We start from the raw sequence: 20,460 nt of genomic DNA, 5'->3' as shown, positions 1-20,460 counted from the left end.
CTCCTATGAGTTGCTGTGGAACTGTTGTTTTACCGGGCCCAGGCTGCGTCCTTTATTCCGGCAATGAATTCGGTGTGGCGAGCCAATTCCTCGGGTGAGGGAGCGTGCGGCCGTGCCTCGCGGCGAGGGCGGCTTGCGCGATTGGTCGTTTTGATGGCGGTGTTTGTGGTGGCATCGGCATCGGACGCGGGTGCATCGGCGGCCAACTCCAAACCGATTTGGCGACCGCCATTAAGCTCGACATAAACCTGCGCGAGCAATTCGGCATCGAGCAACGCGCCGTGCTTCACCCGGTGGCTGCGATCCACGCCGTAGCGTGAGCACAACGCATCAAGCGACAACTTCGCGCCGGGGTGTTTTTTGCGAGCGATCGCAACAGTGTCGATCATCCGATCCATGGATATCGGTTCTTGGCCGATCCGTTCGAGTTCAGAATTGAGGAAGCCGAAATCAAACCCGGCATTGTGCGCCACGAGCGGCGCATCGCCCAAAAATTCGAGCAATTCAGAAAACGTGTCTTTGAATAAGGGTTTCCCGGACAGAAAATCGCGGGATAGGCCGTGAACCGCTTCGGCAGCGGCGGGCATGTCGCGTTCGGGATTGTAATATGCGTGGTAGGATCGCCCTGTTTCGACTCGGCCCACCATCTCAACGCATCCAATTTCAACCATTCGGTCCCCGGTTTTGGGGTCCAGGCCGGTCGTCTCTGTGTCGAAAATCACTTCGCGCATAGGGGATGTTATTCACCCATGATCGAAACAGCGCAAGGGGTGTTGGACCTATTTGCTGCGCAATTTCTTAACCAAGGCCGCCACTTGCGCCTGCGTTTCGGCCAGTGTTTTGCCCGTATCGATGATGTGATCAGCGCCTTTGCGTTTCTCCGCATCGGGGGTTTGCAGACCGAGAATATGTTCAAATTTCTCCACCGTCATTCCCGGACGGGCTAGCACGCGTTCACGCTGCATTTCGGGCGGGGCGGACACCACAACAACGCAATCCACCGCCTTGTGACCGCCGCCTTCAAAGAGGAGTGGGATGTCGAACAAAATAATCGGGGTGGCGGCATTGTCCGCGAGGAATTGTGCGCGTTTTGCACCCACTGCTGGGTGAACGATGGATTCCAGCCGAGCCAATTCGGCTTTGTCGCCAAAAACATGTTTGCCCAAGGCGTCGCGATCGACCCCTTGATCGTTGGTTGATCCAGGAAAGGCTGCCTCTATCGCCGGAATTAGCTCACCACCTGGCCCCTGCATCGCGCGAACTTCGGCGTCGGCGTCAAAGATTGGCACGCCGGCGGCTTCGAACATGGAGGCGACAGTCGATTTGCCCATGCCGATGGACCCGGTCAGGCCGATAATCATGGGGCCGCCGTTTTTGGCCTTTGTTTGTGTGTCGGTCATCGCGTCAGCATATCCATCAAGACATCATCGTATGTGCGGGGTGGGGCCACGCCGTAGAATTTTTCAAAGGCGATCGCTGCTTGTCCAATTAGCATGGCGTATCCGTTGATTGTGTCATGACCAGCCGCGCGCGCGCCTTGAAGAAAGGGTGTGTCCAGCGGGCTTGTCACAATATCATAGGCGACGCTGCGCGGTGGGGCGTGGCTCCAATGAAAATTCAACGGCGGATTGCCATGCATCCCCAGCGGTGAGGCATTGATGATCAAATCGAGACAGCGATCGCGATCATCAAATTCAAAATCGGTTGGTTCAGCAAAATGCGATAGGTGTATCGCGTGATGTTCGCCGTTTGGCGCCAATTCATCGATCAATTCGCGGGCTTTTGACGGATCACGGCCAGCGACAACCAATGTGAACCCTTTGCCCGCCAATCCAGCGATAATGGCCCGGGCCGCACCGCCCGTGCCCATAATCCGCGCCATCCGAAACAGGTGATCTTCGTTGAGCAAAGCGGTCAAAGGCTCAAGAAAGCCGCCCAAATCTGTGTTGAACCCCTTCAGCGCGCCATCACCTTGCCGAACCACGGTGTTCACCGCGCCCAATGTCGCCGCGTCAGGATCAATTGCGTCCAAGTGTTCGAGAATGGCCTGTTTGTGCGGCATGGTGACGTTGCAACCCATCCAGTTTGGGTCACCACGGCCAGCGTCCAGATATTCGGAAAGATCCGCAGGTTTGACCAGATTGGAGGTGTAGGCGCCCAGTAAGCCGAGTTTCTCCAACCAAAAACCATGTATCATCGGCGATTTGGACTGAGCAATCGGATCGCCGATTACATGTGTGTAGTTGTCTGCGGTTAGATTGCGGGTCATCGCAGCAGAATGTCCTGATCACGAAGCGCATCCAAAACGGGGATCAACGGCATGCCAAGGACGGTGAATTGATCGCCTTCAATGCGGTCAAACAATTGGACACCCATTGCCTCAATACGAAAACATCCCACGGTAAAACCGATCTCTGGCCATTCGCATTCAAGGTAATGTTCGATGAACGGATCGGACAGTTCGCGCACCGATAGACGCGCGCAATCGGCATGAGACCATTCACACGTATCATCGCGGACCAAAGCCGCGGCGCTGTGCAGTTCGAGTGTTTTGCCAGAGAAAAAGCGCAGATGTTCAGCGGCGTTCTCTCGCGATGTGGGTTTATCGAAACGCTTTCCTTCGACGACCACAAGTGAATCGCTGCCGAGGACAAAGGATCGGGGGGAAGATTTGGCAACAGCTGCGGCTTTTGCAACGCTCAACGCCTCTGCGATTTCAGGCGGCGAAGCGTCGCGCAAACTGTCTTCGATCGCCCGTTCATCGCAATCTGCTGGGATCGCTTCATACACGATACCAGCCGCGTCGAGCATGGCTCGGCGAGAGCTGGATTTTGATGCGAGGATCAGGTTTGCGCCGCTCATATCGGTTTCGACAATCCATCGACAGATCGTTCGCGGCGCTGGCGTTCTTGGACCAAGCGGATAATCGCCGCCGCGCTTTCTTCGATCGACCGGCGCGTCACATCGATGACGGGCCAGCCATTGTCGGCGAACATCCGCCGCGCAAATTGCAGCTCATTCTTGACCCGATCGTTGTCGACATAGGATGTTTCGGTGCCTTCATTTAGGGAAAGCAGACGATTGCGGCGGATTTGAACCAGGCGTTCGGGCGCTGTCGTCAAACCGACCACAAGCGGATGCCGCAAGCCAAACAATGCCTTGGGTGGGGGGCTTTCGACCACCAATGGGATGTTCGCGACCTTGTAGCCCCGATTGGCGAGATAGATGCTGGTTGGCGTTTTCGAACTGCGCGAGACACCGGCCAAAACGATATCGGCGTCTTCCCAATCCTCATGCGCGATGCCGTCATCGTGGGCGATGGTGTATTGAATAGCATCGACACGCTTAAAATAATCGGCGTCCATCATGTGTTGGCGGCCGGGGCGACCATGCGCCTCTTGCCCCAATTGCGCCTCCAATGCGGCGGTCACTTGATCCAAAACCGGCACTGCGGGAAGCCCGAGATGGCGGCAATGTTCCTCCAACCGGGCGCGGGTTTCCGGATTGACTAGGGTGAACAAAACCAAGCCGGGATTGTCGGCCAAATCGGGCACAATACGATCGAGATGTTGACGCGATCGGACCATCGGCCAAAAGTGCCGGGCAACCGATGGATCATCAAACTGCGCAAGCGCAGCCTTTGCGATCATCTCCAATGTCTCTCCGGTAGAATCGGAAACAAGGTGCAGGTTCAGGCGGTTCATATTGATGATTCGGCCAAAGCTTTGCGGATAGAATGCGCATGTGGATAGAAAGGGGCATAAACCACGGTAAAGAACCGTCGACAAGCATGGGACAAAATTTCATCCTCGCTATCAGCAATTTCGTCTCAATATTTTTAGACAGGCGATCAGCAATATCGACAGGGTGGGGACAGTGGGGATAGTTCGCACTTGACCCAGTGGCTCTGCGGATTCGGATAGGGGAAAAAGGCACGAAAACTCCGGATAAGACCGGTAGTTTTCGCAAATCCCCACAATCCACAGGGCCAACAGACTCCATCAATCCTTTTAAATTTATAATTTATTTGATTAGAGGAACGCCATGCCTGGTCCGTTGCTCGACACCCTTAAGGGTTCCATCCAAGAAATTCCTCCCATCTGGCTTATGCGTCAGGCGGGGCGGTATCTCCCTGAATATCGCGAATTACGCGCGGAAAAGGGCGGTTTTCTCGCTTTGGTCTATGACAGCGATGCCGCCGCAGAGATTACGGTTCAGCCGATCCGACGTTTCGCGTTTGATGGGGCGATCCTGTTTTCCGATATCCTGATCGTGCCGCATGCCATGGGACAAGGATTGGAATTCTTGGCCGGCGAAGGTCCTAAATTAAGTCCAACATTGCTCGAAGCGAAATTGGAAGACTTCACCGCAGCCCCCGAACGGTTTGATCCGATCTATGAAACCGTGCGCAAAACGCGCGCCATGATCAGCCAATCGGTCACAATGCTGGGTTTTGCCGGTTCGCCATGGACCAACGCGACATACATGATTGCGGGTCAGGGATCGAAGGACCAAGGCTCAGCGCGCTTGCTCGCGTATCGCGATCCCGCTCGGATGCAGGCGATTTGTGATGCGATTGTCGATGTTTCGATCACGTATTTGCGCGGACAAATTGATGCCGGGGCCGAAGCCATCCAATTGTTTGACAGTTGGGCCGGAAGCTTGGCACCGGACGAATTTGAACGCTGGGTCATCGCGCCCAACGCAAAAATCACCGCCGCGATCAAACAATCTCACCCCGACACGCCAATCATTGGCTTTCCAAAGGGGGCAGGGGCAAAATTGCCCGCTTATGCTCGCGAAACTGGAGTCGATGCGGTCGGATTGGATGAAACGCTGGATCCCGTTTGGGCCAATTCGGTCCTACCCGAAGGGATGCCGGTTCAAGGGAACTTGGATCCCTTGTTGGTGGAGGCCGGTGGTCCGGCGCTACCAAAGCGGGTAAAGACCGTGATCGATGCTTTTGAAGGCCGGCCGCATATCTTCAATCTTGGCCATGGTATTGGGCAATTCACGCCGATCGAACACGTCGAAGAACTTCTTAGGGCGGTGAGAGGGTAAAAAGGTAGATCAACCATGCAGGATACGCTTCTCTCCATCTATCCATGGCTCAAAATTGGTCATGTGACCTTCATGGTTTTCTGGCTTGCCGGATTGTTCATGCTGCCGCGTCAATGCATTTACATGCTCGATCACGCTCCGGGTTCGGATGGAGAAGCCAAGTGGGCAGAGCGGATGGGCAAATTGCGCAAAATCATCCTTACACCCAGCATGATTATCGTGTGGATCTTGGGCCTGACATTGGCCTATACCACGGGTGCGTTCAGCGGTGCTGGGTGGCTCCACGCAAAGATCGCCTTGGTCCTTGCTTTGACCGGGTATCACGGTTGGCTGGTTGCTCAGACCAAGAAAATGGCTGGCGGCGCGCGTCCTCTGACCGAGAAAACCCTTCGTATGGTTGGCGAAGTTCCGGGCCTAATCCTCGTTCTGGTGGTCTTGCTGGTCTATCTAAGGCCGTTTTGATCGCTTTAGGGCCTCATCGTGCAATCGGTGATTGACCTGCGCTCTCACCGATTATAATTACTGCTTATCACATCAGCGACGATCTTTGCCCAAGCACATGATCAGGTCTGCTTTCTCCAAGCCCATGTCCCGCTGATACGTTGTGATGATGTTTTACCATTTGCGTTTGGCCCATCGGGGTTTTGCGCTGACTGTTTTTCGCGGAGCACGCCCCTTTAGTGGATCGGTGCGACGCGTGAATCCCTCGATCTGGAATGAATAACCCATGCATCTCAAAGACTTAAAAGAGCGCACACCAGCGGAACTCGTCAAAATGGCAGAGGAGCTGGGTGTTGAGGGCGCCTCAACCATGCGCCGTCAGGATTTGCTCTTCAGCATCTTGCGCGAATTGGCCGAGGATGAGGAATACGAAGAGAAGATCATGGGAATCGGCACCATCGAAGTGGTGCAAGACGGTTTTGGATTCCTGCGGTCGCCCGATGCAAACTACCTTGCGGGACCGGGCGATATCTACGTTTCACCCAACCAAATTCGTCGGTCAGGCTTGCGCACCGGTGATACGGTTGAGGGCGAAATTCGCGCACCAAAGGACGGCGAGCGCTATTTTGCTCTGACCGAGTTGACCAGTGTCAATTTTGAAGAACCCGATGCGGTTCGGATGCGCACCAACTTTGACAATCTCACACCGCTCTACCCCGATCAGAAATTGTCGTTGGATACTCTTGATCCCACGGTGAAGGACAAATCGGCGCGGGTGATCGATATCATCTCACCCCAGGGTAAGGGTCAACGCGCCTTGATCGTTGCGCCACCGCGAACGGGTAAAACGGTGCTTTTGCAGAACATCGCCAAAGCGATCACCGACAACCATCCCGAAGTGTTCCTTTTGGTCCTTCTCGTCGATGAGCGGCCCGAAGAGGTCACCGATATGCAACGCAGCGTGAAGGGCGAGGTAATCTCCTCAACCTTTGATGAGCCGGCCAATCGCCACGTTCAAGTCGCTGAAATGGTTATTGAAAAAGCCAAACGTCTGGTTGAACACAAGAATGACGTTGTCATCTTGTTGGATTCGATCACGCGGCTTGGTCGCGCGTACAACACTGTCGTGCCCAGTTCGGGTAAAGTGTTGACCGGTGGCGTGGATGCCAACGCGTTGCAACGCCCGAAACGCTTCTTTGGCGCCGCGCGCAACATCGAAGAAGGTGGATCGCTTTCGATTATCGCAACCGCGTTGATCGACACCGGGAGCCGGATGGATGAGGTTATCTTTGAAGAATTCAAAGGCACCGGCAACTCTGAAATCGTGTTGGATCGCAAAGTTTCCGACAAACGCATCTTCCCGGCGCTTGATGTGGGCAAATCGGGCACGCGTAAGGAAGAATTGCTGGTCGAGAAGGACAAGCTTTCGAAAATGTGGGTTCTTCGCCGTATTCTTATGCAGATGGGAACCGTCGATGCGATGGAATTCCTGTTGGATAAGATGAAGGATTCTAAGACCAACGAAGATTTCTTCGACAATATGAATCAATAAGATCAGCGGATCGAGGGTGCATCCAGTGCTTAGTCAATATCTCTATATCAGCACGGCACCGAGCCTAACGCGCGATGATGTTGCCGCGATCCTCGACAGCAGCGCCCGAAACAATCCTGCGCGTGGGATTACCGGCCTGCTTCTGTATAATGGTCGCAATTTCTTGCAGCTTCTCGAAGGGGAGGGTGCGGAGCTCGACGCTTTGATGAAACGGATCGGTCAGGATCGCCGGCACACGGGCGTGTCCCTGCTCAACAAGACCGCCGTATCAGAGCGTGCCTGTCCGCAATGGGCGATGAAACGCGTCATTATTGCCGACAGCGTGTCGGATCGCCGCAAGCAACTTGATGCAGATCTACCCAACGATCTTGAGCCGACCGTTCGTCAGATGGTCTTGAATTTCGCAGTCTTGAATTGATCGACCGACGTTTGCTCAACCGGCTTGGCGTTCCAATTGTCGGCCCATCATATCCCAAACTTTGTTGATGGCCTTTAACGGGCGAACCATGACCTTAAAATCGGTGATCATGCCGCCGTCGTCGAATGTGATCATATCGATGCCATTGACCGAGATGCCTTCCATTTCCGTGCTGAATTCCAACACGACCGTTCCATCGCCAACAACTTCACGCTCATACCGGAAACTGTCATTGCCAAGGGTTTGCCCCGCGGCCGATAGATAGGCGATGACTATGGCTTGGCCGTTTTGTGGTGTGTGGACCACGGGGGAATGGAACACGGCGTCTTTATGGATGATCGTGGCCAAACCTTCCGGTGTGCTGCCGTCGGCCGCCACTTTGTGCCATTGGGATAGGGCTTGCTCTGTGGAAACGGACATTGATGTTCCTTTGCACTGTGTTGAATATGCCAGCGGGCATTGAGTAATTCAGCCTAAGCATTGCGCATCGCCGCAAGCAAACCCAAATATGCAGGTGACGGTTCACGTTGCAATGCGGCTTTGGACCAAACCATGGGTTGGGAGAGACCAATGAAGATCAATGTCGAAGTCGAATGCACACCGGAAGAGGCGCGCAGTTTTATGGGCCTTCCCGATGTCAGCCAAGCAAACAGTGTCTATGTTGACACCATTTCAAAGGCGATGAAGGGCGTGAAAAGCCCCGACCAACTTCAGGAATACGCCCAAGCTTTGGCGCCTATGGGTCAAATGGGCATGAAACTGTTCCAAAGCTTTGTCGAAGGCGGCATGCGCAACGCAACAGGCGGCGGTTCTTCGTCTTCGAGCGGCGGGTCAAAGGGCGGTTCCTCAGACTGATTTTGAGACCGGCTGCGCAGTGTCCAACCACATATCGACAATCTTTGCCGTATCGAGCGGTGCTGCGCCGGCCGCGATTGCGGTCATCCGCATTAGCGGGCCCTCAGCCTATCCGGCACTGCAATCCCTAACTGGACGATCGTTTGAGCCGCGCAAGGCCAGCCTCGCAAAATTGCGCGATGGCGATGGTGATTTGCTGGATGAGGCGCTGATCCTGTGGTTTCCCGGACCGAAATCGGCCACGGGCGAAGATTGTGCGGAATTGCATTGCCACGGTGGAAAGGCGGTGCTGCGCGCCGTTTCCGATGCTTTGGCCAAGGTTGATGGCCTGCGCCCGGCGGAACCCGGGGAGTTCACCCGAAGAGCTTTTGCCAATGGGCGTATGGATCTGGCGCAAGCCGAAGGGCTAGCCGATCTGCTGGAGGCAGAAACAGAGCTGCAGCGAGCCGCCGCGGTCGCCAATGCGAACGGTGTGTTGTCGGGCAAAGTTGAGGGTTGGAGAGATACACTCCTCACGCTTTCCGCTCAGATAGAGGCTGCGTTGGATTTTTCTGATGAGGATGATGTCAGTGAAATTCCAGAAGGTTTCACGTGGAACATTGCCCAATTGTCCAGCGAGATCGCCGAATTTTTGTACAGCCCTCAATCTGAAAAGTTGAAAGAGGGCTTTCGCGTTGTGCTCGCCGGGCCGCCCAATGCGGGCAAATCCACTCTCTTCAACGCGCTCATTCAAAGCGAGGCCGCGATCACATCCTCCATCGCTGGAACTACACGCGATGTGATCGAAAGGACTGTGGCCATCAAAGGAGTGCCTTTTGCCTTTGTCGACACTGCGGGGCTTCGTGATGGGCGCGATGCAGAAGAGATAGAAGCAATCGGAATAGAGCGCGCGCGCGCCGAATTGGACAATGCGGATGTGATTCTGTGGTTGGGCGCCGAAGGGGAGGGCCCCACTGGATCATGGGAGATCGCCGCTCGAAAAGACGCGCCCGACCATATTCGCAAACCTTCGGCTCTTCACGCGATATCGGCATTGACCGGCGAAGGGGTTGATCCGTTGAAAGAAGCTCTGGTCGAAACTGCGCGTAGCGCGTTGCCGAAACCAGGTGAGGGCGCTCTAAATGAACGACAGTTCAAACGGCTGAGTGAAGCCCAAGCGGGATTGTCTGGGGTGCAGGGGCAATCGGACCTCTTGCTCATCGGGGAAGAATTGCGGAGCGCGCGGGTGGCGTTTGATCGCTTGATTGGTCGTGCGACCACCGAAGAAATGCTCGATGCGCTGTTTGGGCGGTTCTGCATCGGCAAATAGGGTGGATGCGGGCCATCCTATGGTGTTTCACGTGAAACAGCTTTGACTGTGCGCTATTGAGCCCTTATCTGCGCCTTTATGCAATCATTTGACGTTCTTGTAATCGGCGGCGGCCACGCCGGTGTCGAAGCGGCCTGTGCCGCGGCGAGGATGGGTGCGCGCACGGGCTTGGTCAGCTTTGATCTCAACGCTGTGGGCGCGATGAGCTGCAATCCAGCTATCGGTGGATTGGGCAAGGGACATTTGGTCCGCGAAGTCGATGCGCTTGATGGCGTGATTGGTCGCGCTGCGGATGCCGGGGCGATCCATTATCGCATGTTGAACCGGTCCAAAGGCAGCGCCGTTTGGGGCCCGCGGGTTCAGGCGGACCGCGTCCTGTTCAAAGCCGCCGTGCAATCCATCGTCAAAGCGCAAGAAAACCTAACCCTAATCGAAGGGGAGGCGGCTGCCCTGTCGCTTTCGAGCGGCGCGGTTGCGGGGTTGGAATTGGCCGACGGAACTATCCTAAATGCAACCCGCGTGGTGCTTTGCACCGGTACGTTCCTCGGCGGGATATTGTTCCGCGGTGAAGAGCGGTTCGAAGGCGGGCGCATTGGTGAAAATGCCGCCCAGCGTCTCGCTGAACAATTGCGTGGTGCAGAATTGCCGATGGCGCGGTTGAAGACTGGGACACCTCCTCGGTTGGATGGTCGAACGATCGACTGGGCGCAATTGGAGGAACAACCATCTGATGGGGAGGCGTGGACCATGTCCCCCCTGACAAAGGCGCGCGCGAACCCCGAAGTGTTCTGTGCCATTTCTCGCACAACGCAGGCTGCGCATGACGTAATTCGCGCGAATCTGCATCGATCGCCGCTGTTCTCTGGGGCTATCGACGCCGCCGGTCCTCGTTATTGTCCGTCGATCGAGGATAAAATCCATCGCTTTGGTGACCGTGATGGGCATCAAGTTTTCCTCGAACCCGAAGGTTTGACCACGAATTACGTCTATCCCAACGGTATCAGCACTTCTCTGCCGGTGGATGTCCAACACGATATGTTGCGTTTGATGCCAGGATTGGCGGCGGTTGAGATGGCCGTCCCGGGTTACGCCGTTGAGTATGACCATATCGATCCACGCGCATTGACGCCGGATCTTCAGGTTCGCGCCATCCCGGGCCTGTATTGCGCGGGGCAGATCAACGGAACAACCGGCTATGAAGAGGCGGCAGCCCAAGGGTTGGTCGCTGGCTTTGAGGCCGCCGCCGCAGCGGTGGGTAAGGAAGCCCCGGCATTGGATCGCGCCAATTCATACATTGCGGTGATGATTGATGATCTGACGCTTCAGGGTGTGAGCGAGCCATATCGGATGCTGACATCGAGGGCAGAATACCGTTTGCGGCTGCGCGCCAACAACGCCTCCACCCGTTTGACCCCCTTGGGATTGGCAAAGAATTGCATTGGGAAGGAACGCTCCGACTGGTTTGAACACCGTGAAAAGTCACGAGACAATGTGGCGGCGATGTTTGCAGCAAAGCTTCAAGCCAAAGATTTGGCGGATCACGGTCTGAACGTTCGCCGCGACGGCGGTGCAAAGACCGTTGCGGAGTGGTTGCGACATGACGGAATTGAACTCAATTCGCTAACGCCCTGGTGTGAGATCCCCGACGATTGCGATGCGCAGTTGATTGAGGAAATGGCCGAGGATGCAGCTTATGCTCCGTATCTGGCGCGGCAAGAGGCCGAATTGCGCGATCTTCGCGCCAGTGAAGAACTGCCGCTGCCATCCGACTTTCCCTATAAGGATGTCCCCGGCCTTTCTAATGAGATGGTGGAACGTCTTTCTTCCGCCGCACCGACCACTCTGGCCGCCGCTGGCCGTGTTGCAGGAGTGACACCGGCGGCGCTTTCGGCATTGCTGGTCCATGCGCGCCGTTGGCAGCGAGCCGCATGACAACACACCATATTGCATCGGAAGAGGAAGCGCGCGCCTATGTTGCGGGCTGGGGCGACGCCTTGGCGAATGATCGGCTCGAAAACTTCGCGAGACTTCTGCTCGAAGAGAATCAGCAACAAAACTTGATCAGCAAAACGTCCGAAGATCAATTGTGGGTCCGCCATTTCGCCGACAGCGCGCAATTGCTCGAACATGTTCCACGTGAAACAAACGGTCATACTGCGAAAGGGCAAGGCCCATGGTTGGATCTGGGCACCGGACCAGGCCTTCCAGGGTTGGTCATTGCAATTCTGCGGCCCGAATATGAGACGGTCTTGGTCGAGTCGCGCGGACGCCGCGTCGAATTTCTCGAAAAATGCGTCGAACAGCTCGATCTGAAAAACTGCATTGTCGAAGGACAGCGGCTTGAGCGGGTAAAACCTTTCGAATCATGGGTCATTTCGGCACGGGCCTTCGCTCCGTTGGAAAAACTCCTCCGTTTATCCGCACCCTTCTCCACAAGGGCTACGCGCTACCTCTTGCCCAAAGGGCGCTCCGCGGCGCACGAATTGGAACAGACAAAATCTTCGATTCGGAAAATGTTTCACGTGAAACACTCGTTGACCGATGCGGAGGCGGGCATCATCGTGAGCAAATAGGCGCACACGATACCTGTGTCGCCGTGATTCATCCCCATATCTTAGGGGAATTGGGAGTTTGCCATGCTGACAATTGCCATTGCCAATCAAAAGGGCGGGGTGGGGAAAACCACCACTGCTATCAATATGGCGACGGCAATGGCGGCTACAGGCTGGCGCACACTGCTCATTGACCTTGATCCCCAAGGGAACGCATCCACAGGGTTGGGCGTCGATGCGAGCGCGCGAGACGTTTCAAGCTACGACTTGCTGGTCGATGAAGTGCCGTTGGCTGATGCGGTGGTGGAAACCAACATACCAGGATTGGATATCGTCCCGGCCACTGTTGATCTTAGCGGGGCTGAGGTTGAGCTTGTTTCTGTTGAAGAACGGACGGCGCGGTTGCGCACAGCGTTGGCTGAACACACCGAACATGAAATTTGCTTCATCGATTGTCCGCCATCATTGGGTCTTTTGACGCTGAACGCGCTTTGCGCGGCGGATACGCTTTTGGTGCCATTGCAGTGCGAATTCTTTGCGTTGGAGGGATTGAGTCAGCTTTTGCAGACGGTTGAGCGTGTTCAACAACGTTTTAATCCCGATTTGGACATTATCGGCGTCGCGTTGACGATGTACGATCGCCGCAATCGGCTTACCGATCAGGTTTCCGATGACGTTCGCGATTGTCTGGGGAATTTGGTGTTTGAAACCGTTATCCCACGCAATGTCCGCCTATCCGAAGCGCCCAGCCATGGCTTACCGGCGCTTGTTTATGACCATTCCTGCGTCGGCAGCCGCGCCTATATTGCATTGGCGCGTGAGTTGATCGGCCGTTTCCCGCCTGAAAGGCAAGCCGCGTGAGCAAGAACCCATCCGATCCGATCCGTTTTTCCGTCCCACAGCGCAGCCCGGCCGACCGTAAGAAGAAGTTGGGTAAGGGTTTGGGCGCCTTGATGGGCGAAACTCAACGAGAAGAGCCTTTGGTTCGCTCCGGTGGTTCTGCGGGCGGGGCATCGGCTTCCAACCCTGCGTCATCGGGCAAAAGCTCCGATTCGCCGCTCAATTCGCTTTCTGTTGCGTCGATTGAGCCGCTGCCCGGAAACCCGCGCAAACATTTTGACGAAGATGCGCTTGAAGAATTGGCCGCATCGATTGCGAAACGCGGTGTTATTCAACCGATTATCGTGCGCCCCTTGGCCAAGGGGAAGTACCAATTGGTCGCCGGTGAACGCCGCTGGCGCGCGGCGCAAAAGGCGCGCCTGCACGAAATCCCCGCTTTGGTTCGCGATTTGGATGAGCGTGAGGTTATGGCGCTCGCTTTGATTGAGAACCTTCAACGCGAAGATTTGAACCCGGTTGAAGAGGCGCGCGCCTATCAACGATTGTCAGACGGCGAGGGGATGACCCAAGCAGAGATCGCCCGCATGGTTGAGAAATCGCGTAGCCATGTCGCGAACATTCAACGGCTTCTAGGTCTACCCGAAGCGGTTCTTGATCTTGTCGAGCGTGGGCGCCTGTCTATGGGCCATGCTCGCGCTCTTATTGGCCAAGACGATGCCGCAAACCTGGCTGAGAAGGCGGTGAACGACAATCTTTCGGTGCGAGAGATCGAAAAGCTTGTCCGCAAGGTCGCCAAAAGCGTGAAGGGCAACACAGCCACCGCTGCACCAATTCTTGCCCCGGCAGAAAACGCCGATATCGAAGCTGTTCAGCGTCACCTTGAAGAATTTCTTGGTCTAACGGTGCGAATCAAGGCCGATCCGGATCCCAAATCGGGTGCCATTACGATAAGATATGGCACTTTGGACCAGCTGGATCTTGTTTGTCAGCGACTAACCGGCGGCGATATTTAAGCTGGAATTCCACCACTTTTTGCTCTGCAACCCGCAGAAACCCTGCGGTTATGCTTACTATCGCCCTGATTCCTAACAGCCGGGTAACCATACCTGAATACGAAGGCTGAACTCCGCAATCATACCTAGAGAAGGCGAACGGGCCACCAAACCTGTTCGGCAAGTATGATTGATCGGTCCGATTCGAAGATCTGTCCAATCATGCGTGCAACGGGACAAGACTACGCTTTGAAGGACCAGAATATGAACAAGACCATTCGTTTTAGCGCCGCCGGTATCGCAATGTTTGCAGCTCTCGGCATGGGCTCAGCTGCTCACGCAGACACAGCAACTGCGGACGCAACTGCAGAAGTACTTGAAGCACTCGTGCTCAACAACAACAGCGGCCTCGATTTCGGAGCCATGGTTGTAAGCGGCGGCGGTGCTGTCACTCTTGCTTCTGATGGCACGCTCACATGCTCCGACCCAGACATCGTATGCTCGGGCACAACCGGCGTTGCTGATTTCACTGTCGAAGGCACAGCAAACAAAGCCGTGACCATCAACCTGCCAACCGGTTCGGTTGAACTGCGTCACCCTAGCTACACACCAGCGACTGCGACTCAGCACGCCATCGAACTCTCGGCTTTCTCGTCGAGCGCGAACGGCGCAACCGGTCCAGAAGTCACGCTTGACGGCGCTGGCGACGGTGCATTCTCAGTGGGTGGCACGATCACTCTCGACGGCACCGAAGAAGCCGGCCAATTCGACGGCACATTCGTTGTTTCGGTTGAATATTCCTAAGCGTTTGACCGGCGCGGCAACGCGCTGATCACGTTTAAACAGTTAGAGCCGCGCTCTCCCCCGGGAGCGCGGCTCTTTTTGTGTTTGCAGCGCGCGAAATTCAGGGGGCGAGGGTGGCCCAAAGTCATCATGGTTTAAACCTTCTTAACCCTAATCACTTACTAACATCCGTGAAACTACGCGGGTTGTCGGCATTATCTTGGCAATCTGCAAACGGAGCCAGTTACGCGATGTCATTCAAAACACTACGGAATTTTACTCGTCGGACCGCCGCAATCCTTGCGCTCTCCACGGCAGCATTGATCGCACACACACCCGCCCAGGCGCAGGGCGACCTGTTGGTCGCGCCAACGCGCGTTATCTTAGATGGTTCACGCGGAACTGAGGTCATTCTCAGCAATATTGGTTCCGAAGAAGCGACATACCGTATTGGTCTTGAGCTCCGTCGGATGATGGAGAACGGGCGATTGGTTCCGGTTGAACGGACCGACGCAAACTCTGACGAAGAGGCAGCGCTGGGTATGATTCGCTACGCCCCGCGCCGGATCACGCTTCCACCGGGCCAACCACAGGCTGTGCGGCTTGCCGCGCGGCCGGGCGCTGATCTCGCGGATGGTGAGTACCGCGTGCATATGTCGTTCAAGGCGATCCCGCGCGCTCGCGAAGTGACTCAAAGCGATGAGCCGGCCGAAGGCGTCTCTATCCAATTGATCCCGATCTATGGTGTGACCATTCCCATCATCGTTCGACAGGGCCGCGTCGAAGCGCAAGTCGCCATCAACCAGCCCAGTATCATTAACGGCGAAAACGGTCCCGAATTTGCGATGTCAATCAGTCGCGCCGGGGAAAGCTCGACCTATGGCGTCCTATCCGTGACCAAACCGGGCGAGGAAGACCCAATTTTGTTGTTGCGCGGTCTAGCCGTCTATCCAGAATTGGACGAACGCCAGGTCCGCGTCCGTTTGACTCCAGAGCAAGCGGCCAAGTTCAACGGCCAAGTTCGGATTGAATACCGCGAAATGCCCGAAGCCGGCGGAGGCTTGATCGCCGCCGTGGACAGTTTCCTGGGTTAAGGGAGCCACCGATCCGGCAGTTGACCCTGCCGCGGTGACCTATTGATGATTGCGTTTCGCCATAAAACATTGAACGCCGTTGCGAGCTTCGCAGCGGCGTTTGGTGCGTTTGCGACCGCGACGCCCGGCATGGCGCAAACTGCCTCTGAACCTGCCGAAACGCGCCACGCGCCCTCGTCAAGTGCCGCCGTGCCGTCATGGCAGGCCAATGACGATGATTTCCTTTTCCTTCAGCTGGTTATCGAGAATTTCAAGCTGACTTACGATGTTCGCGGCTATCAAACGGACCGCGGTATCTGTTTGGATCTGGCTGATGTGATCCAATCGCTCGATCTACCCATCCGCATCGACAAACAGTCGCGCCGCGCAACTGGTTGGTTGTTCGCGGAGGATCAACAATTCACCCTCGATCGCGCCGCTGGAACGGTACAAAACGTGAACACAGGGCGAGCGCCCGTTTCAGAAGACATTTACGACACGCCAGAGGGGTGGTGCGTTGATACCGACGCGTTGTCGCAATGGTTTGGTCTGACATTCCGACCCGATCTCTACAACGCGATCGTTCGGCTGGAATCCGACGAAGATTTGCCATTTATGCAGGCGATTGAACGCAGAAGTCGCGCCGCGCGACTTCGTACGCGCCCCGCACAATTCGATCTATCCCAATATCCCAGCGCCGATATGGAATACCGCGCATGGCGGACCCCGTCGCTCGACGTGGTCGCGCAAGCGGGCGTCCGGACTGGGGAGGGGAGCCAGAGCGGCGCCGAGGGCCGCGTAGAGCTGTATGCAGCCGGTGAAGCCGTTGGCGCGAGCTATTTTGCGCGCATCGCCACCGACGATCAATTGAACCCACAAACCGTGCGCCTACGGGCCTATCGCAACGCACCAGAAGGCGGTCTTTTGGGACCGTTGGACGCCACACAGGTTGCTATTGGTGATGTGGAGACCATTCCTGGGCGATTGACGGGCCAAACCGCGATTGGTCGCGGTGCGTTTGTCACCAATCGCCCTCTGGGACAGAGTTCGCGTTTCTCAACAACCACTTTGCGGGGCACGTTGCCCGGCGGATGGGACGCAGAGCTTTATCGAAACGGCCAATTGTTGGCGTTTCAGGACGATCGCGGCGATGGACGCTATGAATTCATCGACGTCGAATTGTATTTTGGCCGCAACGAACTCGAAGTGGTCTTGTACGGTCCGCAAGGGCAAATCCGACGCGACAAAACGTCGGTTCCTATCGGCTTCAACCAGATCGAACCCGGCGAAACCTATTATTGGGCCGGGATATTGCAGGACAACCGAGATTTGTTTGATCTTGGCACCGGCATTCAGCTCGGTCCGCAAAAATGGCGATGGGGGGTAGGCGTAGAACGCGGCCTTGATCAAAGGACCAGCGCTCGCCTTGGCGTGCAAAGCCTATACTTTGACGGGGCCCGCCGCAGATATGCGGAAGGTGCCGTTATGCGATCTTTGGGCGCAGTTCAGCTGGAATTGGCCGCTGCGCATGAATTTGGGGCCGGTTCGGTCGCCGAAGCGAACGCGCTTGGCCGAATTGGACGGTTCAACTTCGGCGCTAATGCATTGGTTTCATTCGGAGATTTCACAAGTGAGTTCGCCGAAGGGTCTATCGACTACCGCGCGGGCTTCAATTTCGACACATCGTTGGCTCTTGGTAAGATATCACTGCCGCTCCAGGCGGATATTTCCCACACAAAACAAAAAGATGGGTCAGAAGTTAACGAATTACTAATGACGACATCCGTGACCGCGGGGCGCTTCGCCTTGTCTGCGCAACTGAGCCATCAACAACGCACGGCCAGCCCGTCTACTCCGGCGAGCACCGATACCCGCATCCGCCTTCTTGCGAACTCGCGCTTCAAAGATTTCCGCGTTCGCGGCAACGCAACGTTCCTGACCAGCGGCCCAGACAAAGGATTGGAAAGCGCGACCGTCCGTCTCGACACCGATTTTGGCGAGAATGCCGAATTGCAGGGGCAGCTCGACTACACCGCGCGCGTCGATGAATTCCGTTTGACGGCTGGCTATACTCGGCGGTTTGAAGAATTCTCGCTCCGCGGTGATGCCTTCGTGACTTCGACCGGCGGGATTGGTGCTTCGGTCCAACTGGCATTTAGCCTTGGCCCAGATCCCGTGTCCGGCGGCGTTCGGGTCACCAACAACAAGCTTGCGCGAAGCGGGCAAGCCGCTGTCACCGTATTCCGCGATGACAATGGTAATGCGCGCCGCGATCCCGGTGAAGATGTGCTGCGCGATGTGCAGGTTGAAGCTGGATTGCGCAGCACCGATGCGATAACGGGCGAAAATGGTCGGGCGATCGTCGATGATCTGCGCCCATTCCGGCCGGTCCTTGTTGGAATAGACGAAGCCTCGTTGGATGATCCATTCCTTGCTCCGTCAAACAAGGGCGTTGTTTTAACTCCGCGTCCCGGCATCGTGGCTCAGATCGAACTTCCCATATCACCCACGGGCGAAGTGGAGGGAACGATCCTCAACGCATCCGGCGTACAACAACCGGGCGTACGGGTTGAATTGGTGGACAATCGCGGCGCGGTTGTCGCCCAAACCCTTAGCGAATTTGACGGGTTCTTCCTGTTCCAGCGCGTGCCCTATGGGCAGTACCGCGTTATAATCTCTGAAGAATCTGCCACAGCTTTGAAAGTGGCTGCGCCCCTTCAAATGCCGGATGGCCGCCGCGTGTTTACGTTGAACCGTCATCAGGATGTCGTGCGCTTCGGCACGATCCGGTTGATCCCCGAAAACAGCCCCAATGCTCCCATAGAGAGCGGCCCGGTTATCGCTGCCGTCCGGCCAGATTAGAATCCAGCGCCCGACGGCCGCAATTTTCCGATGCGATCAATTGCCTTTGACGTAACGCGGTGGTGCGGGACGCGGGGCTGGACGTGGTGCGGGCAGGGCAACCGGAGCAGGTGCCGGAACCGTGCGCGCCGCGCCAGGGACGTATTCTTCACGAACGGTTTCGCGAACGACCACGCGTTGTTGTTGATAGACTTGCACCGGAACATACACGACCTGTTGCGGTGGTGCGTATGTGTATTGGTGATGATAAGCTGGCGCGTGGGCGTAATATCCCTGAGGCGCGGGCGCGTATGTTTGATAGGCCGGTGCTGGGATCGCGCGCGTTGCAATGCGATGCCCGCCATATCCGTATTGCGAAATGTATCCGTCAAGAGCCGCTTCGCAATCGTAATTGCCGCGATCGTCACGACCACCACCGATAATGCTGCCGAGAAGTGCGCCGCCTAGGCCGCCGACGCCCGCGCCCAGCAGGGTTCCGCCCAAACGCTCCGAATCAAATGCGCGATTTCCAATAATGCCACCCGCAATCGCGCCCAGCAGACCGCCGATAATGCCGCCTTTTTCGCCGTTGCCGCGTCCGTTGGTGCGGCGTTCGCATTCATCAAGCCATTGATCGCGTTCGAAAACTGCGGTGGCAGGGGCATAACCTGCGGGGGCGTATCCATGATGCGCCGGTGCCTGAGCGTAGCCGTGTCCGTATTCGGTCTCGTACACCTCCGTGTGCACTTCATGTGTGGGTGCCGCGCCGGGATACGCCACGGTGCTTTCAATCCGCCGAGTGCGCGTGATTGTTTCGACTCCATCGGCGCCGATTGACGCAACGGCACCGTTTTGAAGCGCCGGACCGGTTTGATATTCCGGCGGCAATGTCTGTACTTCATCCGGTCCCATTGGGACGGTGACTTGTGCCTGAGCGATAGAGGGGAGGGCCACAGCCGCAGCGGCGATTGCGATGCCCGTCATAGTGCGGCGTGAATTGGCGTTGAATGTCATGTCTATTCCCCAGAACTGTGGTGCGACTCGCATCCACGCAATATGTCGATTGGTTACCAAGGGATTTACCAGTTATGATCGCGCCCGGCCAAGCGGCACGGCGTAGCTGTCTCGTTTCGGGGCGAAAGAAGGCACAATTCTGCAAATGCCGTGGCAATTCCGGCGAATATCGCTGGATTCTGATGCAGTTTCGGTGGGGTTTTAGATCCGCGCCGACAACAATTGCGCCAATGCTTCGATGCCTTCGGCGTCTTCTTCGCTAAATCGGCTTGTCTTTGGACTGTCGAGATCGACAACCGCGACAACCGCGCCATCGCGGATGACCGGCACAACCAATTCGGATTGGCTGGCTGCATCACACGCAATGTGACCTGGAAATGCGTGAACATCTTCAACGCGTTGCGTGGTCGCATCTTTGGCCGCAACGCCGCACACGCCGACGCCGATTGGTATGCGGATGCATGCAGGACGACCGACAAATGGGCCGAGCACCAATTCAGGCGCACCCTTTGCATTGGTTCCAACACGGTAAAATCCGGCCCAATTTAGGTCCGGCACAAATTCCCACAGCAGAGCGGCGACATTGGCCATGTTGGCGACGGCATCGGATTCATCATGTGTGAGAGCGTCGGCCGCCTCGCATAGTTGGCGATATCGCTCCGTCGGATCGAGATTCGGATCGGATTTGAAATCGAACACAATTTGATCCTCTTGAGATATCCAGTTGTC

General features: G+C 56.2%; 21 protein-coding genes. 13 read left to right on the top strand and 8 right to left on the bottom strand.

Annotated features, from left to right (window positions below; genetic code table 11):
* Positions 1 to 29: 29 nt before the first annotated feature.
* The 5 genes from dnaQ to BQ8290_RS09345 are packed head-to-tail and all read right to left on the bottom strand — an operon-like array spanning position 30 to position 3,704.
* Positions 30 to 731 carry a DNA polymerase III subunit epsilon gene (gene dnaQ, locus BQ8290_RS09365; RefSeq protein WP_108789571.1) on the bottom strand — a complete coding sequence of 234 codons (702 nt, stop codon included), beginning with the start codon at positions 729 to 731 and terminating at the stop codon, positions 30 to 32.
* A gap of 48 nt (positions 732 to 779) precedes the next feature.
* Positions 780 to 1,400, bottom strand: coding sequence for a dephospho-CoA kinase (gene coaE / locus BQ8290_RS09360; protein WP_108789570.1), 621 nt, complete (start codon positions 1,398 to 1,400; stop codon positions 780 to 782).
* Positions 1,397 to 2,269, bottom strand: a complete 873-nt coding sequence (locus tag BQ8290_RS09355) for a shikimate dehydrogenase (protein WP_108789567.1) — start codon at positions 2,267 to 2,269, stop codon at positions 1,397 to 1,399. Before BQ8290_RS09355 ends, coaE begins: the two co-directional genes overlap by 4 nt.
* Positions 2,266 to 2,862 (bottom strand): Maf family protein, encoded by a 597-nt coding sequence (locus tag BQ8290_RS09350; protein WP_108789565.1) that lies wholly within the window; start codon positions 2,860 to 2,862, stop codon positions 2,266 to 2,268. The genes BQ8290_RS09355 and BQ8290_RS09350 overlap by 4 nt, the downstream gene beginning before the upstream one ends.
* Positions 2,859 to 3,704 carry a pyruvate, phosphate dikinase/phosphoenolpyruvate synthase regulator gene (locus BQ8290_RS09345; protein WP_108789563.1) on the bottom strand — a complete coding sequence of 282 codons (846 nt, stop codon included), beginning with the start codon at positions 3,702 to 3,704 and terminating at the stop codon, positions 2,859 to 2,861. Before BQ8290_RS09345 ends, BQ8290_RS09350 begins: the two co-directional genes overlap by 4 nt.
* 340 nt (positions 3,705 to 4,044) lie before the next feature.
* Here BQ8290_RS09345 and hemE point away from each other — a divergent pair, with 340 nt between their 5' ends.
* The 4 genes from hemE (at position 4,045) to BQ8290_RS09325 (ending at position 7,472) form a co-directional block, all read left to right on the top strand.
* Complete coding sequence (gene hemE / locus BQ8290_RS09340; RefSeq protein WP_108789561.1) at positions 4,045 to 5,061, top strand: uroporphyrinogen decarboxylase; 1,017 nt, start codon at positions 4,045 to 4,047, stop codon at positions 5,059 to 5,061.
* A 15-nt stretch (positions 5,062 to 5,076) separates the two neighbouring features.
* Positions 5,077 to 5,523 carry a CopD family protein gene (locus BQ8290_RS09335; protein WP_108789559.1) on the top strand — a complete coding sequence of 149 codons (447 nt, stop codon included), beginning with the start codon at positions 5,077 to 5,079 and terminating at the stop codon, positions 5,521 to 5,523.
* Between the two features lie 265 nt (positions 5,524 to 5,788).
* Positions 5,789 to 7,054 carry a transcription termination factor Rho gene (rho, locus tag BQ8290_RS09330; RefSeq protein WP_108789557.1) on the top strand — a complete coding sequence of 422 codons (1,266 nt, stop codon included), beginning with the start codon at positions 5,789 to 5,791 and terminating at the stop codon, positions 7,052 to 7,054.
* Positions 7,055 to 7,079: 25 nt separating this feature from the next.
* Complete coding sequence (locus BQ8290_RS09325; RefSeq protein ID WP_337661275.1) at positions 7,080 to 7,472, top strand: BLUF domain-containing protein; 393 nt, start codon at positions 7,080 to 7,082, stop codon at positions 7,470 to 7,472.
* A gap of 15 nt (positions 7,473 to 7,487) precedes the next feature.
* Here BQ8290_RS09325 and BQ8290_RS09320 read toward each other — a convergent pair whose 3' ends face one another.
* Positions 7,488 to 7,892: a nuclear transport factor 2 family protein gene (locus BQ8290_RS09320; protein ID WP_108789553.1), complete on the bottom strand. Its 405-nt coding sequence runs from the start codon at positions 7,890 to 7,892 to the stop codon at positions 7,488 to 7,490.
* A 150-nt stretch (positions 7,893 to 8,042) separates the two neighbouring features.
* Between BQ8290_RS09320 and BQ8290_RS09315 the strand changes: the two genes are divergently transcribed.
* The 9 genes from BQ8290_RS09315 to BQ8290_RS09275 all read left to right on the top strand — a co-directional run bounded on the left by BQ8290_RS09315 (position 8,043) and on the right by BQ8290_RS09275 (position 18,738).
* Entirely contained in the window at positions 8,043 to 8,327 is a 285-nt protein-coding gene (locus tag BQ8290_RS09315) for a DUF6489 family protein (protein ID WP_108789551.1), read from the top strand.
* Positions 8,328 to 8,346: 19 nt separating this feature from the next.
* Positions 8,347 to 9,636: a tRNA uridine-5-carboxymethylaminomethyl(34) synthesis GTPase MnmE gene (mnmE, locus tag BQ8290_RS09310; protein ID WP_108789549.1), complete on the top strand. Its 1,290-nt coding sequence runs from the start codon at positions 8,347 to 8,349 to the stop codon at positions 9,634 to 9,636.
* Positions 9,637 to 9,714: 78 nt separating this feature from the next.
* Positions 9,715 to 11,568, top strand: a complete 1,854-nt coding sequence (mnmG, locus tag BQ8290_RS09305) for a tRNA uridine-5-carboxymethylaminomethyl(34) synthesis enzyme MnmG (protein WP_108789547.1) — start codon at positions 9,715 to 9,717, stop codon at positions 11,566 to 11,568.
* The gene (gene rsmG / locus BQ8290_RS09300) at positions 11,565 to 12,209 is read left to right on the top strand and encodes a 16S rRNA (guanine(527)-N(7))-methyltransferase RsmG (protein WP_108789545.1); all 645 of its coding nucleotides are present in this window, start codon (positions 11,565 to 11,567) and stop codon (positions 12,207 to 12,209) included. Before mnmG ends, rsmG begins: the two co-directional genes overlap by 4 nt.
* Before the next feature lie 63 nt (positions 12,210 to 12,272).
* On the top strand, positions 12,273 to 13,049 hold the full coding sequence (locus BQ8290_RS09295) for an AAA family ATPase (RefSeq protein WP_108789543.1): 777 nt from the start codon (positions 12,273 to 12,275) through the stop codon (positions 13,047 to 13,049).
* Between the two features lie 92 nt (positions 13,050 to 13,141).
* On the top strand, positions 13,142 to 14,041 hold the full coding sequence (locus BQ8290_RS09290) for a ParB/RepB/Spo0J family partition protein (protein ID WP_108792225.1): 900 nt from the start codon (positions 13,142 to 13,144) through the stop codon (positions 14,039 to 14,041).
* Positions 14,042 to 14,284: 243 nt separating this feature from the next.
* Positions 14,285 to 14,824, top strand: a complete 540-nt coding sequence (locus BQ8290_RS09285) for a DUF4402 domain-containing protein (RefSeq protein ID WP_337661274.1) — start codon at positions 14,285 to 14,287, stop codon at positions 14,822 to 14,824.
* Positions 14,825 to 15,054: 230 nt separating this feature from the next.
* Positions 15,055 to 15,897 carry a fimbrial biogenesis chaperone gene (locus BQ8290_RS09280; RefSeq protein ID WP_337661273.1) on the top strand — a complete coding sequence of 281 codons (843 nt, stop codon included), beginning with the start codon at positions 15,055 to 15,057 and terminating at the stop codon, positions 15,895 to 15,897.
* A 45-nt stretch (positions 15,898 to 15,942) separates the two neighbouring features.
* Entirely contained in the window at positions 15,943 to 18,738 is a 2,796-nt protein-coding gene (locus tag BQ8290_RS09275; RefSeq protein ID WP_108789539.1) for a carboxypeptidase-like regulatory domain-containing protein, read from the top strand.
* A gap of 36 nt (positions 18,739 to 18,774) precedes the next feature.
* Here the strand turns inward: BQ8290_RS09275 and BQ8290_RS09270 are convergent, their stop codons facing one another.
* Together BQ8290_RS09270 and BQ8290_RS09265 are read right to left on the bottom strand one after the other, a co-directional pair.
* The gene (locus tag BQ8290_RS09270; protein ID WP_108789537.1) at positions 18,775 to 19,731 is read right to left on the bottom strand and encodes a hypothetical protein; all 957 of its coding nucleotides are present in this window, start codon (positions 19,729 to 19,731) and stop codon (positions 18,775 to 18,777) included.
* A gap of 201 nt (positions 19,732 to 19,932) precedes the next feature.
* On the bottom strand, positions 19,933 to 20,430 hold the full coding sequence (locus BQ8290_RS09265; RefSeq protein WP_337661272.1) for a GAF domain-containing protein: 498 nt from the start codon (positions 20,428 to 20,430) through the stop codon (positions 19,933 to 19,935).
* Positions 20,431 to 20,460: the final 30 nt, after the last annotated feature.

The organism is Erythrobacter sp. Alg231-14 (assembly GCF_900149685.1).
Lineage (GTDB): Bacteria > Pseudomonadota > Alphaproteobacteria > Sphingomonadales > Sphingomonadaceae > Erythrobacter.
Note: the sequence above shows the minus strand (reverse complement) of the source record. Positions and strands in the feature narration are given on the sequence as shown.

What these genes read in the sequence shown, in the direction of transcription:
- dnaQ (WP_108789571.1), bottom strand. Translation starts at nt 731, where the DNA reads ATGCGCGAAGTGATTTTCGACACAGAGACGACCGGCCTGGACCCCAAA.
- coaE (WP_108789570.1), bottom strand. Translation starts at nt 1,400, where the DNA reads ATGACCGACACACAAACAAAGGCCAAAAACGGCGGCCCCATGATTATC.
- BQ8290_RS09355 (WP_108789567.1), bottom strand. Translation starts at nt 2,269, where the DNA reads ATGACCCGCAATCTAACCGCAGACAACTACACACATGTAATCGGCGAT.
- BQ8290_RS09350 (WP_108789565.1), bottom strand. Translation starts at nt 2,862, where the DNA reads ATGAGCGGCGCAAACCTGATCCTCGCATCAAAATCCAGCTCTCGCCGA.
- BQ8290_RS09345 (WP_108789563.1), bottom strand. Translation starts at nt 3,704, where the DNA reads ATGAACCGCCTGAACCTGCACCTTGTTTCCGATTCTACCGGAGAGACA.
- hemE (WP_108789561.1), top strand. Translation starts at nt 4,045, where the DNA reads ATGCCTGGTCCGTTGCTCGACACCCTTAAGGGTTCCATCCAAGAAATT.
- BQ8290_RS09335 (WP_108789559.1), top strand. Translation starts at nt 5,077, where the DNA reads ATGCAGGATACGCTTCTCTCCATCTATCCATGGCTCAAAATTGGTCAT.
- rho (WP_108789557.1), top strand. Translation starts at nt 5,789, where the DNA reads ATGCATCTCAAAGACTTAAAAGAGCGCACACCAGCGGAACTCGTCAAA.
- BQ8290_RS09320 (WP_108789553.1), bottom strand. Translation starts at nt 7,892, where the DNA reads ATGTCCGTTTCCACAGAGCAAGCCCTATCCCAATGGCACAAAGTGGCG.
- BQ8290_RS09315 (WP_108789551.1), top strand. Translation starts at nt 8,043, where the DNA reads ATGAAGATCAATGTCGAAGTCGAATGCACACCGGAAGAGGCGCGCAGT.
- mnmG (WP_108789547.1), top strand. Translation starts at nt 9,715, where the DNA reads ATGCAATCATTTGACGTTCTTGTAATCGGCGGCGGCCACGCCGGTGTC.
- rsmG (WP_108789545.1), top strand. Translation starts at nt 11,565, where the DNA reads ATGACAACACACCATATTGCATCGGAAGAGGAAGCGCGCGCCTATGTT.
- BQ8290_RS09295 (WP_108789543.1), top strand. Translation starts at nt 12,273, where the DNA reads ATGCTGACAATTGCCATTGCCAATCAAAAGGGCGGGGTGGGGAAAACC.
- BQ8290_RS09290 (WP_108792225.1), top strand. Translation starts at nt 13,142, where the DNA reads ATGGGCGAAACTCAACGAGAAGAGCCTTTGGTTCGCTCCGGTGGTTCT.
- BQ8290_RS09285 (WP_337661274.1), top strand. Translation starts at nt 14,285, where the DNA reads ATGAACAAGACCATTCGTTTTAGCGCCGCCGGTATCGCAATGTTTGCA.
- BQ8290_RS09280 (WP_337661273.1), top strand. Translation starts at nt 15,055, where the DNA reads ATGTCATTCAAAACACTACGGAATTTTACTCGTCGGACCGCCGCAATC.
- BQ8290_RS09275 (WP_108789539.1), top strand. Translation starts at nt 15,943, where the DNA reads ATGATTGCGTTTCGCCATAAAACATTGAACGCCGTTGCGAGCTTCGCA.
- BQ8290_RS09270 (WP_108789537.1), bottom strand. Translation starts at nt 19,731, where the DNA reads ATGACATTCAACGCCAATTCACGCCGCACTATGACGGGCATCGCAATC.